The 13,646-nt window shown below is 69.6% G+C and carries 14 protein-coding genes and 3 pseudogenes; 7 read left to right on the top strand and 10 right to left on the bottom strand.

Annotated elements, in window-relative coordinates:
• A partial coding sequence (locus tag IE226_RS36980; RefSeq protein WP_190085877.1) for an NAD(P)H-dependent oxidoreductase occupies positions 1-309 on the bottom strand: 309 nt, incomplete at its 3' end.
• Between the two features lie 139 nt (positions 310-448).
• Between IE226_RS36980 and IE226_RS36975 the strand changes: the two genes are divergently transcribed.
• Positions 449-1,297, top strand: a complete 849-nt coding sequence (locus IE226_RS36975; RefSeq protein ID WP_190085876.1) for a helix-turn-helix transcriptional regulator — start codon at positions 449-451, stop codon at positions 1,295-1,297.
• Between the two features lie 96 nt (positions 1,298-1,393).
• Here the strand turns inward: IE226_RS36975 and IE226_RS36970 are convergent, their stop codons facing one another.
• Both IE226_RS36970 and IE226_RS36965 read right to left on the bottom strand, forming a co-directional pair.
• Positions 1,394-1,723 carry a hypothetical protein gene (locus tag IE226_RS36970; RefSeq protein WP_190085875.1) on the bottom strand — a complete coding sequence of 110 codons (330 nt, stop codon included), beginning with the start codon at positions 1,721-1,723 and terminating at the stop codon, positions 1,394-1,396.
• A gap of 138 nt (positions 1,724-1,861) precedes the next feature.
• Positions 1,862-2,704 carry a DUF1206 domain-containing protein gene (locus tag IE226_RS36965; RefSeq protein WP_190085874.1) on the bottom strand — a complete coding sequence of 281 codons (843 nt, stop codon included), beginning with the start codon at positions 2,702-2,704 and terminating at the stop codon, positions 1,862-1,864.
• Positions 2,705-2,794: 90 nt separating this feature from the next.
• Here IE226_RS36965 and IE226_RS36960 point away from each other — a divergent pair, with 90 nt between their 5' ends.
• Together IE226_RS36960 and IE226_RS36955 are read left to right on the top strand one after the other, a co-directional pair.
• Positions 2,795-4,054, top strand: a complete 1,260-nt coding sequence (locus tag IE226_RS36960) for a phospholipase D-like domain-containing protein (RefSeq protein ID WP_190085873.1) — start codon at positions 2,795-2,797, stop codon at positions 4,052-4,054.
• A gap of 241 nt (positions 4,055-4,295) precedes the next feature.
• Complete coding sequence (locus IE226_RS36955) at positions 4,296-5,585, top strand: PAS domain-containing protein (RefSeq protein ID WP_190085872.1); 1,290 nt, start codon at positions 4,296-4,298, stop codon at positions 5,583-5,585.
• A gap of 58 nt (positions 5,586-5,643) precedes the next feature.
• Here IE226_RS36955 and IE226_RS44400 read toward each other — a convergent pair.
• Positions 5,644-5,832 (bottom strand): annotated as a pseudogene (locus tag IE226_RS44400) (LysR family transcriptional regulator); the annotation flags it as partial.
• Positions 5,833-5,922: 90 nt separating this feature from the next.
• On the opposite strand from IE226_RS44400, the gene IE226_RS36950 reads away from it, so the two are divergent.
• Positions 5,923-6,432 (top strand): nucleoside deaminase, encoded by a 510-nt coding sequence (locus IE226_RS36950; protein ID WP_190085871.1) that lies wholly within the window; start codon positions 5,923-5,925, stop codon positions 6,430-6,432.
• A 123-nt stretch (positions 6,433-6,555) separates the two neighbouring features.
• On the opposite strand, the gene IE226_RS36945 is transcribed toward IE226_RS36950, so the two are convergent.
• The 5 genes and pseudogenes from IE226_RS36945 to IE226_RS36930 form a co-directional block, all read right to left on the bottom strand.
• Entirely contained in the window at positions 6,556-7,056 is a 501-nt protein-coding gene (locus IE226_RS36945) for a DinB family protein (protein ID WP_190085886.1), read from the bottom strand.
• A 116-nt stretch (positions 7,057-7,172) separates the two neighbouring features.
• Positions 7,173-8,573: an MFS transporter gene (locus tag IE226_RS36940; RefSeq protein WP_190085870.1), complete on the bottom strand. Its 1,401-nt coding sequence runs from the start codon at positions 8,571-8,573 to the stop codon at positions 7,173-7,175.
• A 114-nt stretch (positions 8,574-8,687) separates the two neighbouring features.
• Positions 8,688-9,047, bottom strand: a complete 360-nt coding sequence (locus IE226_RS36935) for an ArsR/SmtB family transcription factor (protein ID WP_190085869.1) — start codon at positions 9,045-9,047, stop codon at positions 8,688-8,690.
• Positions 9,048-9,111: 64 nt separating this feature from the next.
• Positions 9,112-9,298: pseudogene (locus IE226_RS44395) on the bottom strand (NAD(P)/FAD-dependent oxidoreductase); the annotation flags it as partial.
• 38 nt (positions 9,299-9,336) lie between these two features.
• Positions 9,337-10,059 carry a methyltransferase domain-containing protein gene (locus IE226_RS36930; protein WP_190085885.1) on the bottom strand — a complete coding sequence of 241 codons (723 nt, stop codon included), beginning with the start codon at positions 10,057-10,059 and terminating at the stop codon, positions 9,337-9,339.
• Positions 10,060-10,772: 713 nt separating this feature from the next.
• Here IE226_RS36930 and IE226_RS36925 point away from each other — a divergent pair.
• From IE226_RS36925 to IE226_RS36915, 3 genes are read left to right on the top strand one after another with little or no spacing between them, the layout of a single operon-like run.
• On the top strand, positions 10,773-11,438 hold the full coding sequence (locus IE226_RS36925; RefSeq protein WP_190085868.1) for a DUF998 domain-containing protein: 666 nt from the start codon (positions 10,773-10,775) through the stop codon (positions 11,436-11,438).
• Between the two features lie 7 nt (positions 11,439-11,445).
• Positions 11,446-12,633: a sensor histidine kinase gene (locus IE226_RS36920; protein ID WP_190085867.1), complete on the top strand. Its 1,188-nt coding sequence runs from the start codon at positions 11,446-11,448 to the stop codon at positions 12,631-12,633.
• Positions 12,630-13,295 (top strand): response regulator transcription factor, encoded by a 666-nt coding sequence (locus IE226_RS36915; RefSeq protein WP_190085866.1) that lies wholly within the window; start codon positions 12,630-12,632, stop codon positions 13,293-13,295. The genes IE226_RS36920 and IE226_RS36915 overlap by 4 nt, the downstream gene beginning before the upstream one ends.
• 24 nt (positions 13,296-13,319) lie before the next feature.
• On the opposite strand, the pseudogene IE226_RS45300 reads toward IE226_RS36915, so the two are convergent.
• A pseudogene (locus IE226_RS45300) lies at positions 13,320-13,418 on the bottom strand (aldo/keto reductase); the annotation flags it as partial.
• Positions 13,419-13,646: the final 228 nt, after the last annotated feature.

Below are 13,646 nucleotides of genomic sequence, written 5' to 3'. Positions count from 1 at the left end.
CGTGTACCACCACAGCGGGAATTGGAAAATGATCGTGTCGGCCCACAGCAGCTTCTCCTGCTCGGCAAGGACGTCCGGGGTGAGCGTCCCGGCGTCGAAGGCCCGACCCGAGTCCCGGGCGATTCGCAGCGGACTTGAGGCGTCGGGGCCGTAGTCCGCGGCGTCCACGACCGCCTTCCAGTTCATCGCGTACAGATCGCTCACCCGTACCTCGTGCCCGGCGGTCTCCAACGTGGACACCGCGAGGTCCTTCAGCGAGTTGTTGAGCGACTTCGGCTCCGGGTGGGCATAGACAATCAGCGTCTTCACGAAAACCCCCTTTGGATCGGATGCCTTCGATTCTGGACACTGCGCCGCCCGGCGTTCAGGGGCTTCACTTCCATCGGACAGGACTTCCTGGTACCGGCAGGACCACCCTCCCGTGCACCACCGAGGCCATACTGGCGGCATGGACGATCTCGCGAGCTTCCTGCGGACCCGGCGCTCCCGGGTCGACCCGGCGGCCGCCGGCATCCCCACCGACAGCCGCCGCCGCGTCGAAGGGCTGCGCCGCGAAGAGGTCGCGCACCTGTCCGGGGTCAGCGTCGACTACTACGTACGCCTGGAGCAGGGCCGCGCCACCCAGCCCTCCGAGCAGGTCTGCGACGCGCTCGCCCGCGTACTTGGCCTCGACGAAACCGAACGCGAGCACCTTTACCGGCTCACGCGGCAGCGCCGCCGCCGTGCGAAGGCGCCCGGCGGGCGGGTCCGGCCGGAGCTGCTGCGCGTCCTCGACCTGGTCGCCGACGCACCCGCACTGATCATGGACCACCGCCTGAACGTGCTCGCCGGGAACCGCCTCGCCCATCTCCTCTACGGCCGGCCGATGCCCGGCCTGAACAGCGCTCGGCACATCTTCCTCGAGGAGACCGAGCGCGGCCTCTACGCGGACTGGGAGAGCTGCACCCTCGACGTGGTCGGGCACCTGCGCCTGGCCGCCGGTAAATACCCCGAGGACCCCCGCCTGGCCGCACTCATCGGGGAGTTGGCTATGGGCAGCGACCGCTTCCGCCGTCTCTGGGCCCGCGCGGACGTGCGCGCCCGCACACACGGACGCAAGGCCTACCAGCATCCACTGGTCGGCCTGCTGGAACTGCACCAGGAGAACTTCGCGCTCCCGGACGAATCAGGCATGGAGCTGCTGGTACTCTCCGCGGCCCCCGACAGCCCGGCCGAGGACGGACTGCGCCTGCTCGCGGGCCTGGACGCGGACAGCAGCGAAACGCAGCCCGCAATGAACGCCCCGGTCAGCGAGTAACTCCCTGACCAGACCCCGCGGGCGTCCCTGGCCGCAAGACCAACACCGGAAGCCGCCGCCGTCGCCGCAGAATCGCGTGGCGCCGGGCGCTCGGGATCAGTCGTAGTACTCGCCGTCATCGCCTTGGAGTCGGGCGCCAAGTGCCTGCGCCACTGCCTGCATCTTGCTGATCAGAATGTCGGTGGGATTCTTGGCGCTGATGTCTGATGGCGAGAACCAATGGATGGCTGTTCCGAACCGCTTCTCAGGTGGATGAGTGACCATTTCCGCAGTCCAGATCGGGTGCTGCCCGTCGATGAGGTCGGGCGGTGTCATCTCCAGGTCGGGGTCGGTGGCGATCACTGTTCGCCACTCCGTCTCAGTGATCTCCGGTCCGCTGTCGTCCCACCAGTTGTCGCGACGAGTGATGTGCACGTCATATCCCATGACACGGAACCATAGAGAAGCGCGCTGACAGCGTTGACCTGCGGTGTGACGGGTCGATCGGGATGCGGTCACGCGGTGTCCGACGCCGTTCGAGCGGGGCTCGGCTCCGCCCGAACCGGGCCTCAGGAGGTGAAGGCTTCAGACCTTGCGCCAGCGGGCGTTGGCCCAGGAGAAGAGACCGAACGCGGTCAGGCCCAGTGCGATGAAAACCAGTAGCCAGGGGCCGGCGGGGGTGTCGGTGAAGGAGCGCAGGGTGTCGTCCATGCCCTTGGCCTTGCCTGGCTTGTGCTTGAGTGCCGCGCCGATGGCAAATGCGCCCGCGACGGCGAAGACCGCGCCCCGGCAGACGCCGCCGAACACACCGAGGAGCATGACCGCCGTACGGGCCTTCGGCCCCATCTCGGACATCTTCAGGTGCTTCTTGAACTTGCGCATCACGGCCCTGACGGCGATCCATACGCCGGCACCGGCCACCGCAGCACCGGCGATGCCGACGATCCACTGCCCGCCCGGCCAGTCCAGGGCCTTCGCCGTGATGTCCTGCGAGTCCTTGTCGGAACTCCCGCTTCCGCTGCCATTCTCGCCGGCGGCGTACGACAGCACGGAGTAGGCGACGAACCCGTAGAAGACACAGCGGCCCGCGGCCATGGCCCTCTTGCTTGCCTTCTTGCCGTCGGGCCCCGCTTGCCCGAAGGCCGCTTCGGTCAGCCGCCACACCGACATCCCCACCAGCGCTATGCCCAGCAGCCACAGCAGAACGGCACCGAAGGGCTTCTCGGCGATCTCAGCGACGGCACCACCCCGGTCTGCCTGCTCACCGCCTCCGTCCGAGAAGGCGATCCTGAGCGAGAGCAGCCCGATGAGGAGATAGATGACCCCACGGGCCACAAAGCCCGCACGCGCCGCGCCCGAAACTGCCGTGCTGTTCGCCGCACGTCGTGCCTGCCTGCGACCCCGTGCTGCTGCTGATCCAGTTGCCATACCTGGCCTTGTGCCCCCGACCCGCCGCGAAACCCCTGGATCAAGCCCTCCGCTTTTGTCTTCCTGCCCGTCATCCAGGAAGGTGCACCCATGACACAGACGCCGAGCACTCCCGCAGGCCCCACCACACCGGCCCCCGTCCTCAAGACTTCACCCTCATGTGAGACGCAGGAGGAGAACGCCGGCGTCGACCTCGAAGCACGGGCCCGGCGTGCCAGACGTCGGCTGGAGAGACTCATAGGAGTTGCGGCGACCGAAGGAAACGCCCTGGTCCCGCTCCGCAACGGTGACGAGATTTTCGGGGCGATGCTGGAGAAGATCGGCTCCGCCCGGCACACCGTGGACATGATGACGTTCGTGTACTGGAAGGGCGAGATCGCCCAGCGGTTCGCCGACGCACTGGCCGAACGGGCGCGCCAGGGGGTGCGGGTGCGCCTGATGCTGGACGGTTTCGGCAGTCGGCTCATCGAGAAGAAGCAGCTGGAGATGATGGAGCGGGCCGGCGTACAGGTGGCCTGGTTTCGCAAGCCGCTCTATCTCTCGCCTTTGAAGCAGAACCACCGCTGTCACCGCAAGGTCCTCGTCGTCGACGAGGAGACCGCGTTCACCGGCGGGGTCGGTATCGCCGAGGAATGGTGCGGCGATGCCCGCAATCCGGGCGAGTGGCGCGACACCCACGTGCAGGTACGCGGGCCCGCCGTAGACGGGCTGGCCGCCGCGTTCGCCCAGAACTGGGCCGAGTGCCACGACGAACTCTTCAACGGGCGCGACCGGTTCATCAACCATGCCCCGCAAGGGGACGCCGTCGTGCAGGTAGTGCGAGGCTCCGCCAGTTTCGGCTGGCAGGACATGCAGACGCTGCTGCGCGTGGTCATCGAGTCGGCGGAAGAACGGCTCCGGCTGGCCACCGCCTACTTCGCCCCTGATGCGTACTTCACCGAGCTGCTGTGCGCCGCCGCGCGCCGCGGGGTCGAAGTCGAGATCCTGCTGCCTGGCCCGCACACCGACAAGAGGGTCTGCCAGCTGGCCGGGCAGCGCTACTACGAGGAACTCACCGCCTGCGGCGTAAAGATCTTCCAGTACCAGCCGACGATGCTCCACACCAAGGTCATCACCATCGACCGGACCATGGCCCTGGTCGGTTCAACGAACTTCAACCGCCGCTCCCTCAACCACGACGAAGAGGTCATGCTCGCCGTCCTGGACCAGACATTCACCGCTGCTCTCGATCGCCATTTCACCGAGGATCTCGAGCACAGCGAGCCCATCAGGCCCGGACGCTGGAAGCGCCGCTCGCCCCTCCAGCGCGCCAGGGAAGCAGCTGTCGTGCCCATCCGCCGCTTCCTCTGACCCGCCGGATCACTGGGAGACGTGCCTGTCCGACGCAGATGGCCGCCCCGGGACGGCCCGTTCGACGGTGTTCGCTTTTCGTAGTGCGCGTTGTCGAATCCTGAGGGTCGGCACCGCAGGAGCCCCGGCCGCATCAGAGCATGGACAGGTGTCCGGTGTCGCATACGGCTGCTGGCGTCCGGCTCGTGTGGCTACGCTGTGCAAGCAGCCGTCTTCGTCCGATGCCGGGGGGTGTGTGCTGGTGCATGACGCGCTGCGGGCCACGTCCTACAGCCTCTTGTTCAACGTCACCACAGCGCCGTATCTGCTGCTGGATACGGATCTCTACATCCGTGGCGTCAACCCGGCTTACCTGCGTGCCACCGCGCGCTCGCAAGAGGAACTGATCGGGGCGTTCCTCTTCGACGCCTTCCCGGACAATCCCGTGGATGCCACGTCGACCGGCGTGCGCAACCTCACCGCGTCGCTGGAGCGGGTCATGTGCCGCGGCACCCCTCACGACATGGGAATCCAGCGCTACGACATCCCCGATCCCCGGGACCCCGCTGTCTTCCGCATCAAGGCCTGGAGTCCTGTCAACTCCCCGCTGATCGACGCCGATGGCCGCGTCGTGGGCACCCTGCATCATGTCGAGGACATCACCACGGTGTACGAGTCGCTGCGCCATGCCGGTGAAAGCGGGGCGGCGGAGAGTGCCGGGCAGCCGAACCCGCTGCTGCGCGGCGCGATGCTGGCCCTCGCCTTCCACCAGCGCGCCCTCCGGGCGACCGGACCGGCGAAGCCGACTGATCTGCCGGCGGTTGCGGGCGGCACCGGTGGCCTGTCGGCGGCCGGTCTTGCCCGGCGGGACACGTTGTGGCACAGGGTCACCCATGCCGCCCGTCAGGGCCTGCCCGGCAGGGGATGCCTCGCCGCGGTGTGCGAGTGTGCGGTACGGGAGCTGCCTGGTGCCGACGCCGCCGTGATCACCCTGCACAGCAGCGGGTCTCACAACGTCCAGCTCGCCGCCACCTCCTCGTGGGGGCAGCAGGCCGAGGATGTGCAGTGGATCACCGGCAGCGGCCCGTCTCTGACCGCGTTCGCCACCGGCGAGCCCGTTCTGGTGCCTCGGCTTGACCAGCCCGGCTCCAGCTGGCCGCTGTTCACGGATGCCGCGTGCCGTATCGGCGTCGGTTCCGCGTTCGCCTATCCCCTGTCCAGCCCCACCACGACCGTGGGCACCCTCACCCTCTACCGCCGGGGCAGGGGGATCACCCAACCACCCGCCGACGCGGAGGTGTTCGCCCAGATCGCGACCGCTGTGCTGCTGGCCGACCTGGAGGGCGACATCCGCGAGCAGGCAAGGGCCGTCGCCGATCAGGACGACATCAATACCGCCATCGGCATCCTCGCCGTCGCCCAGCAGACCAGCACGAACGACGCCCTTGCCTGGCTACGCACCACAGCCCGGCACAAGGCAATGTCCCCAGCCGACTTCGCCCGCGAGATCCTTGCCCGACGACCACCCCCGGCTCCCCCGTCAGGCGGCTGACACCGCAGGACGGCATCACGCCTCCACTGCCGCCGAACGGTAGCCGCCCGACGACTCGCTCCAGCGCGCGGAGCTGCCGCGAGAGGGCGGGCTGGGAGAGGGCGGGCTGGGAGACGTACAGCGCCTCGGCAGCGCCGTTGAAGGTGCCGTGGTCGACGGCGGCGAGGAGGTAGCGCAGGTGGCGTAGTTCCACAGGGGCCACGGCGCGAGCGTAACGCCCGGTATAGGGCCCACCTATAAATGGCATGGGCGGTGTGTCTTGGACGCTATGGCTCCAGCTCGGTCACACTGGGCCAAGATCCGAAAGCAGCCGAAATGATCCGCCCGGAGGCACCTCATGGACTTCGCCCAGCGCACGATCGACCTGGCCCGCGCCAACGTCCAGGCCGGCGGCCGCCCCTTCGCCACCGTCATCGTCAGGGACGGCGAGATCATCGCCGAGCGCGCCAACCAGGTCGCCCAGACCCACGACCCCACCGCGCACGCCGAGGTGCTGGCCATCCGGGACGCGTGCGTGAAGCTCGGCACCGAACACCTGACCGGCACCGCGATCTACCTTCTGGCGCAGCCGTGCCCCATGTGCCTGGGCGCGCTCTACTACTGCTCGCCCGACGAGGTCGTCTTCGTGACGACCCGCGAAGCTTACGAGCCGCATTACGTCGACGACCGCAAGTACTTCGAACTGAGCACGTTCTACGACGAGTTCGCCAAGCCCTGGCCCGAGCGCCGGCTGCCGATGCGGCACGAGCCGCGCGAGAGCGCCGTGGACGTATACCGCCTGTGGCAGGACCGCAACGGCGGCGATCGCCGCGTGCCGGGCGCACCCGGGACCCACGACACCCGCTGAGACGGGCACCCCATACGCCGGACAGCTGCACCTGCAGCCCAGACGCCGGCCCCGGCGGGCGCACGACCGGCACGTGTCATCGCCGCCGCGAGGGGGGCTGTCCAACCTGCCTGCCGCGTCGGCTCATCGGCCGACCGAACCGTCGATCTGCTCACGCAGGATGTCAGCATGACCGGCGTGCCGAGCGGTCTCCTCGATCATGTGCACCAAGATCCAACGCATCGTCGGCGGGGGCGTCTCGCGAAGCGAACGGGCGCCTGGCCGGTCCAGGTCATCGCAGGCATGGATGATCTCATTGCACCGCCTGATCGCCTGATCGTAAGCGGCGAGCAGGCTCTCAGTAGTCTCGTCGTCGGCAGGAGGGGACTCGTCGTCCCAAAGCTCGACGTCAGCACCGGCGTAGGCCCAAGCAAACCAATTGAGCTCAACTGCGGTCAGATGCTTGATGAGGCCGAGGATGCTGGTCCCCGAGGGCACCCCGGCAGTCCTGACTGCCTTGTCGGATACATCCGACGCCTTGGCTGCGACCGCTTGCCTCACATAGTCGAGGAAGGACAACAGCGTCGTCTTCTCATCGGCGTTGAGACTCGGCGGACGCAGATCGCCACGCAGCTCGGCATTCATCACACTGCGACATTACTCATCGAGGGCGCCGGGCGACCAGAGACCCCGGCCGGGATCCGCCGGCTGCCGTGGCCGGTCCTGGCCGCGACCGGTCCTGGCTGCGACGGGCACCCGGATCAGCTGTGGGCGGCGTGCAGTTCGTCCGCGAAGTGATGGTGACTGTGCCGCCATCCGGCCCCGGCCCAGCGGGCGCCACGCAGATGCGGGTGCCCGACGGGCAGTCCGGCGTGCTCATGCTCGTGCGCGTGTCCCTGGCCGGGCGCTGCGACGGCTGTGGCGCTCTGCCCGATTTCCGTCGGCCACAGGCGTGCGGCCAGGGTCGCCGCCACCAGCGCGATCACGCCGAGGGCGGCCACCGCCCAGCCGAGCCCGGCCTCGGCGCCGACCCAGCCCGCGAGGGGATAGGTCAGCAGCCAGGCGCTGTGCGAGAGGGAGAACTGGGCGGCGAACGCCGCGGTGCGGTCCCGCTCCGGCGCGGCACGCCGGATGAGCCGGCCTGCCGGAGTGAGCACCAGCGAACAGGCCGCCCCGAACGCCGCCCACGTGCCCAGCAGCGCGGGCCAGCGCCAACTGCCGCTGTGCGCCGAGGTGATGGCGCCGAGCGCGGCGAACACCACCGGAAGGAGCAGGACGCCGCCCAGCATCACCCGCCGGTCCGGGCTCCTGTCCAGGACTCGCGGCAGCGCAAGTGCCACCATCATCGACCCGGCGCCGTAGGCCCCGAGCGCGAGCGCGACGGAGTCGGCCGACAGGCCCAGGAAGTCGCGTACGTACACGACGGAGTTGACCGTGACGACGGCCCCCGCGGCCGCGACCGCGAGGTCCATCGCGAGCAGCGAGCGCAGCTGCGGCGTGCCGAAGAACAGGCGGGTGCCCGCCGTGGCCTTGTCATACACGCCCGCACGCGACGACCGCGCGCCCGGCGCAGGCGCGTCGGCGGCACCGGCCTGCTTGGGCAGTACGGCGGGGAGGACCAGCGCGGCCGAGGCGAGGAAGCCGACCACGGTGCCGGTGAACAGCCAGCTGTAGGTGACCACGGACAGCAGGGCTGCCGCGAGGGCGGGGCTGAACAGGCTCTCCAGGTCATAGGCGATCCGTGACATGGACAGCGCCTGCGTGTAGTCGCGCTCCTTGGGCAGTACGTCGGGGATGACGGCCTGGAAGGTCGGCGTGAACGCGGCCGACGCGGCCTGCAGCAGGAAGATCAGGACGTACACCTGCCACACCTGGTCCACGAACGGCAGCAGCAGCGCCACTGCGGCCCTGATCAGGTCGGCGCCCACCATCAGGGCACGGCGCGGCAGCCGGTCGGCCACCGCTCCGATCAGCGGGGCGATGGCCACGTACGCCACCATCTTGATCGCCAGCGCGGTGCCGAGGACCGAACCGGCGTCGGCGCCCGCGATGTCGTACGCCAGCAGCCCGAGCGCCACGGTGGCCAGGCCTGTGCCGAGCAGGGCGATGACCTGGGCGGTGAACAGGTGGCGGTAGGTGCGGTTGCGGAGCACTGAGCGCATACGGCCTCTCCTGGGTCGGCAGCCCGGACACTCTTCACGGTAAACGACGTGTGCGTATCTGCGCACACGTCGTCTTGAAGTTGTCGGAATACCGACCCGGAGGGCTCGGCGGACTCAGGCGTGCCAGGACTCCCCGGTGACCTGGTGATCGGCGTGGCTCAGCGCCTCGGTAACCAGGCGGCGCAGATGTCCGTCGCGCAGCGAATACACCATGCGCCGCCCGTCCTTGCGGGCCTGGACGAGCCCGGCGAGCCGCAGCTTGGCCAGGTGCTGGCTGACGGCCGGTCGTGCCGCCTCGGCCGAGGCGGCGAGCTCGGTCACATCGGCCTCGCCCCTGGACAGCAGCCACAGCAGATACAGCCGCGTCGGGTCGGCCAGCAGCGCGAACACGGTGGTGGCGGTCTCCAACTGTTCCTTGCCGGGAGGCCGCTGATGCCCGGGAGTTGCAGGTGAAGTTTCTTCGCGCTCTGGCATCTGCTCATCCTAGGGCTGTCCTGTTGGCCGGTACGCACCTGCGCACCGGTCAACAGCACGAGCGTCACTGCGCGGTGTACTGCGCGACGGCCGCCGCGATCCGCGGTGAGGCGAAGCGGGTCCCGCAGGCGAAGCGCATGACGGGCCCCAAGGTCCCGGGCCGCCGGCAGCCCGGTGAAGTACAGCCCGGGTGTCGAGGAGCCGAACCCCTTGCCCAGGTGCGGGTATCCCCCGGTGAGCGCCAGCTCGGCCCCCAGTCAGGACCACCGATCGCTGCGGGCCGGGCCTTCTAGGAGTCAAGGCCCTTTCCGAAAACCAGCACTTCAGTGGAGGCGAAGCCCATGGGAGCCAGGAAGCTGGCCTCCAAGTTGCAGCCCAGCGTCGCGAAGAGATCCACGCATGCCTGGCGGGGCATGGCGGCCGGGTAGGAGTCATGGCCTTCGCCGCCCTTCGACACCCAGGCACGGACCGCGGCCGGATCCAGGCAGCCCTCTGTCATGACGTCGAAGACGATCCGGCCACCGGGGCGCGTCACACGGGCCATCTCGAAGAAGTAGCGGCAGGTACTGAGGAAGGTCAGAGTGTTGAAGACCTTATGGGCCTGAACGAGGTCGACACTGGCGTCGGGCGTCGGGCCGAGGCTGCAGCCTTCGGTCGGTCGGGCGACAACGCTGTAGGTGTCCACCAGGTAGTTCGCCCAAGGCTCTGCCGTCTCGTAGATCTCGTAGCGGCTCGGCGCGCACTCCTTCACCGTCTTCTCCAGATACCGTCCGGACCCGGGGCCGATCTCCAGCACCGTGCCGGGGTCGGCGGCGAAAACGCCGAGAGTTCGTAGTTCGTCGATGGTGGACTGGGTGGCACCGGGCGTGCCGTTCATGACCTCGTCGATGTAGTCACCGACCGAAAGACCCGCCGCCCGCGCAGCCCGCATCGTTGCCTCGAACGGGATGAAATCGTCCACTCCCCCACGGTTGTTGGTGCTGCGCACGATGTCGAATCCAGCGCGCCCCAAGAGCCGCTTGACCCCCGACTTCAACACTGACGTTCCCCTTCTCTGCTGCCCGCATCAGGCTTGCCCCCCTGGATCGACTCCACTGCAAGCACCGCCCAGGACGCAGACGTCTGCGGGCGCGGATGCGCAGGGGGCCGGCGAAATCGCTACACGGTTCTCAAAGGCGGGCCCACGACGCCGGGCCCCTATGTCTGGTACGCACCTTCCCGGTACGGCCGCGCGTCGGCCCTCTGCGGTCGGCGCGGGAGGCTCGCCCGCTTCTTTGCTTGCCGCACGCGCCCCCAGCAGCCCGGGCACCGAGGAGGGCGTAGGACCGGTGCCGCCCCGGGTCGAGAGGCCAGGCACTGGTCCGGCACGATCACACTTCAGCCTTGCCAGACGCACGAGGCCCCTCCCCTTCCCCCTTGCGCGGTCCGGCGCCCCGGCCACAGCTGTATGACGAGCAGCATAGGGGCGAACAGGCCGACGGCGGCAGCGAAGGCGAACTGGGCTGTGGTGAGAGAGTCCATGAGCCCCTCGTATGCGGCCAGTTGGGCCGGCACGTCATGGCGGGGCGGTAACAGCCCGGCTGCCACGGCACGTACAGCGAACGGTGCAGCCGGCCGGGCGACGACACCGACTGATGTACGACAGCTGTCCCCATCGGGACGACGCGGCCGCCCTCACTCCCTCCGTAGTTTCTGGATCACCGGAACGACACCGAGGAGGACGGCATGACGGCGACGAACACGCCTCAGGCAGCGGGAATACGGGCCCCGCTCACCTTGATTGGCATCGGGGCCCTGGCGATGGCTGCCGTGGAGACGCTCAACCCGCAGTACGACCTGGTGAGTGAGACCCTCAGTCGGTACGTACACGGCACGGCCGGCTGGCTGTTGCCGGCGGCCCTGCTGGCCGTCGGCGCCGCCTCCGCCGTCCTCGTGGTACGTCTGGGCGCCGGGACCCGGCGGGCGGGTCGGACCGCGCTCGCGGTGTGGACGGTCGGTCTCCTGGTCGCGGCCTTCTTCCCGGCGGACCCGCCCGGCCGCTGGAGCCGTCCCTCCCTCTCCGAACTCGTCCACGGCAACGCCTCCTTCCTCGCCTTCGCAGCCCTGCCGACCGCCGCCGTGCTGCTGCGCGGGACACTCGTGGCCCGACGGCCCGGCCTGCGCACGATGCTCAACGTCCTGACTGTGTCTTCCGCTACCGCCACGGCGGCGCTCGCGGTCTTCCTGGCCGATGTGATGGACGGCGGCCCATCGCTCGGACTGGGCAGTGCCCCGACGCTCGTCGGCCTCGCCGAACGCCTGGTACTCGCCGCGGACTTCGGGTGGGTCGCGTTGGCACTGGTGGCAGTGGTGGGCGCCCGCCACGATCGAGGGCTGGACCGTCGTGCATGATCGGCGCATGGACCAACCCGCCGTTCGTACTCCTGCCGGTCCTCGCACGGTCTGGCTCGTCGACGGGCTCCTCGCGGCTGCCACCTTCCTGGCCGTCCTTGCAGTCACCGTTCGGCTCGACGGCCGACTGGACGCCGCGGGCACCCTGCCGCTCGCCCTGTGGCTGGGGGCGCTGCTCCTGGCACGTCGCCGGTGGCCGCTCGCCGTGCTGTTGCTCAGCGTGCAGGCCGTCGTCGTGTTCCGCACCTCCGGACTCACCGACGTGGGCTGGGTGTGGCCGGTCTCCGCCGCGTACGCCACCTTGGCCGCGGACGACCGGCCCGGCCGCCCTGGCCTGCCGTGGGCGGCCGGCGTAGGCCTGGCCGAGTTGGCCTTCGCCGTCGCCTGGGAGACAAGCGCCGGTGGCGCCACCTTGCGCGAGGCTCTCGGCTCCCCGGGCGCCGAGGCGCTCTGGCTCGCGGTGCTCCTCGCCGCCGCCACCGCCTACCGCGACCGGCTTCGCTGGCGCGCCGAACTCGACGAGCGCCTCCTACGGGCCGCGCGAGAACGAGAACTGGAGGCCGGCCGACGGATCGCGGAGGCCCGCCTGGACATTGCCCGGGAATTGCACGACGTCGTCGGGCACACCCTCACCGTTGTCGGGCTTCAGCTCCGCGTCGCGGCCGAGGCCTTGGACGACTCCCCGCAGGAGGCACGGAAGGCCCTCACCGCCGCGCAACAGGTACGCACCGAGGCCCTACGGGACCTCCGCTCGCTCGTCCACGTCCTGCGCGCGCCGGGAGAAGTCCCGGAAGACCCCGCGGCCGGGGTCCCCGAGCTCGGGGCGCTCGTCGACCGTATGCGGTCGGCGGCGCTGGACATCCGGTTGGAGACGGCCGGCGACCTCACTGCCGTCCCCGCGCCGGTCTCTCTTGCCGTCCACCGGATCGTCCAGGAGGCCCTGACCAACACGGTCCGCCATGCGGGGGCGTCACGGGCCGAGGTCAGCGTCCGGTGCGCCGGCGGACAGGTGGAGGTGAGCGTCACCGACGACGGCCGCACCTCGGCGCAGACGCCGCAGACAGCCGGGCACGGGGTACGCGGGATGGACGAACGGGTCCAGGCGCTCGGCGGCGATTTCTTTGCCGGACCGCATGGCGAGAGTGACGGATGGGCCGTGCGAGCCGCCCTCCCTGTGCCAGGCTTCCGCCCATGACGATCAAGGTGCTCCTCGCCGACGACCAGGCCCTGGTACGGGCGGGATTCAGCAGCCTCCTGGCCCGTGCCAAGGATCTCGAGGTCGTCGGCGAGGCCGGCACGGGCGACGAGGCGATCCGTATGGCCTGTGCCGTCCGGCCCGACGTCGTCCTCATGGACATCCGTATGCCCGGCACGGACGGCCTCACCGCCACCCGGAGAATTGTCGAGAACCCGGACCTGAGAGCCTGCCGGGTCATCGTCCTCACCACCTTCGAGACCGACGAGTACGTCTTCGCAGCCCTGCGCGCAGGCGCGAGCGGCTTTCTCACCAAGGAGACGGAACCAGACGATCTGCGCCAGGCCGTCCGGGCGGTGGCGGCCGGCGACGCGCTGCTCGCACCGAGTGTGACCCGGCGGGTGATCGAGCAGTTCGCGCACCGCCCGGCAGCCGCCACCGACACCGCCGAACAACTCGCCGTGCTCACCGCGCGGGAACTCGAGGTGACCCGCCTGATCGCGACCGGCCTGTCCAACGACCAGATCGCCACACAACTTTTCATCAGCCCGCTCACCGCAAAGACCCACGTCACCCGCGCGATCTCCAAGCTCGGCGTCCGCGACCGCGCCCAACTGGTGATCCTCGCCTACGAGACGGGCCTGGTCCGCGTCGGCGGCTAGGGGGCCGCAGCCGGGACCATCGAACTCGGAGAGTCCGATGTGGCGCACCTTGCCTGCGGCGACCAGCTCGGCCAGGGCACCGACCGTTTCCTCGATGGGGATGTTGGGGTCGACGCGGTGCTGGTCGCGTTGGCTGCGCTGCTGTCGGTGGCGCCCGGGGCCGGGCTGGTGCTGCCGGGGTGGGAGACCAGACCGAACTTGGTCGCCACGACGACTTGGTCGCGGCGGCCCTTGAGGTCCTTGCCGACGACCTCTTCGCTGTGGAAGCGGCGGTACCGGAACAGACCAGCAATTGCCCGCCCGCTTCGGGTCGGCCGGGACCTCCTCGGTAGCGTGCCGGCGTGCACCAGC

The sequence above is a fragment of the Streptomyces longisporoflavus genome (genome assembly GCF_014649775.1).
GTDB classification, from domain to species: Bacteria; Actinomycetota; Actinomycetes; order Streptomycetales; family Streptomycetaceae; genus Streptomyces; species Streptomyces longisporoflavus.
Note: the sequence above shows the minus strand (reverse complement) of the source record. Positions and strands in the feature narration are given on the sequence as shown.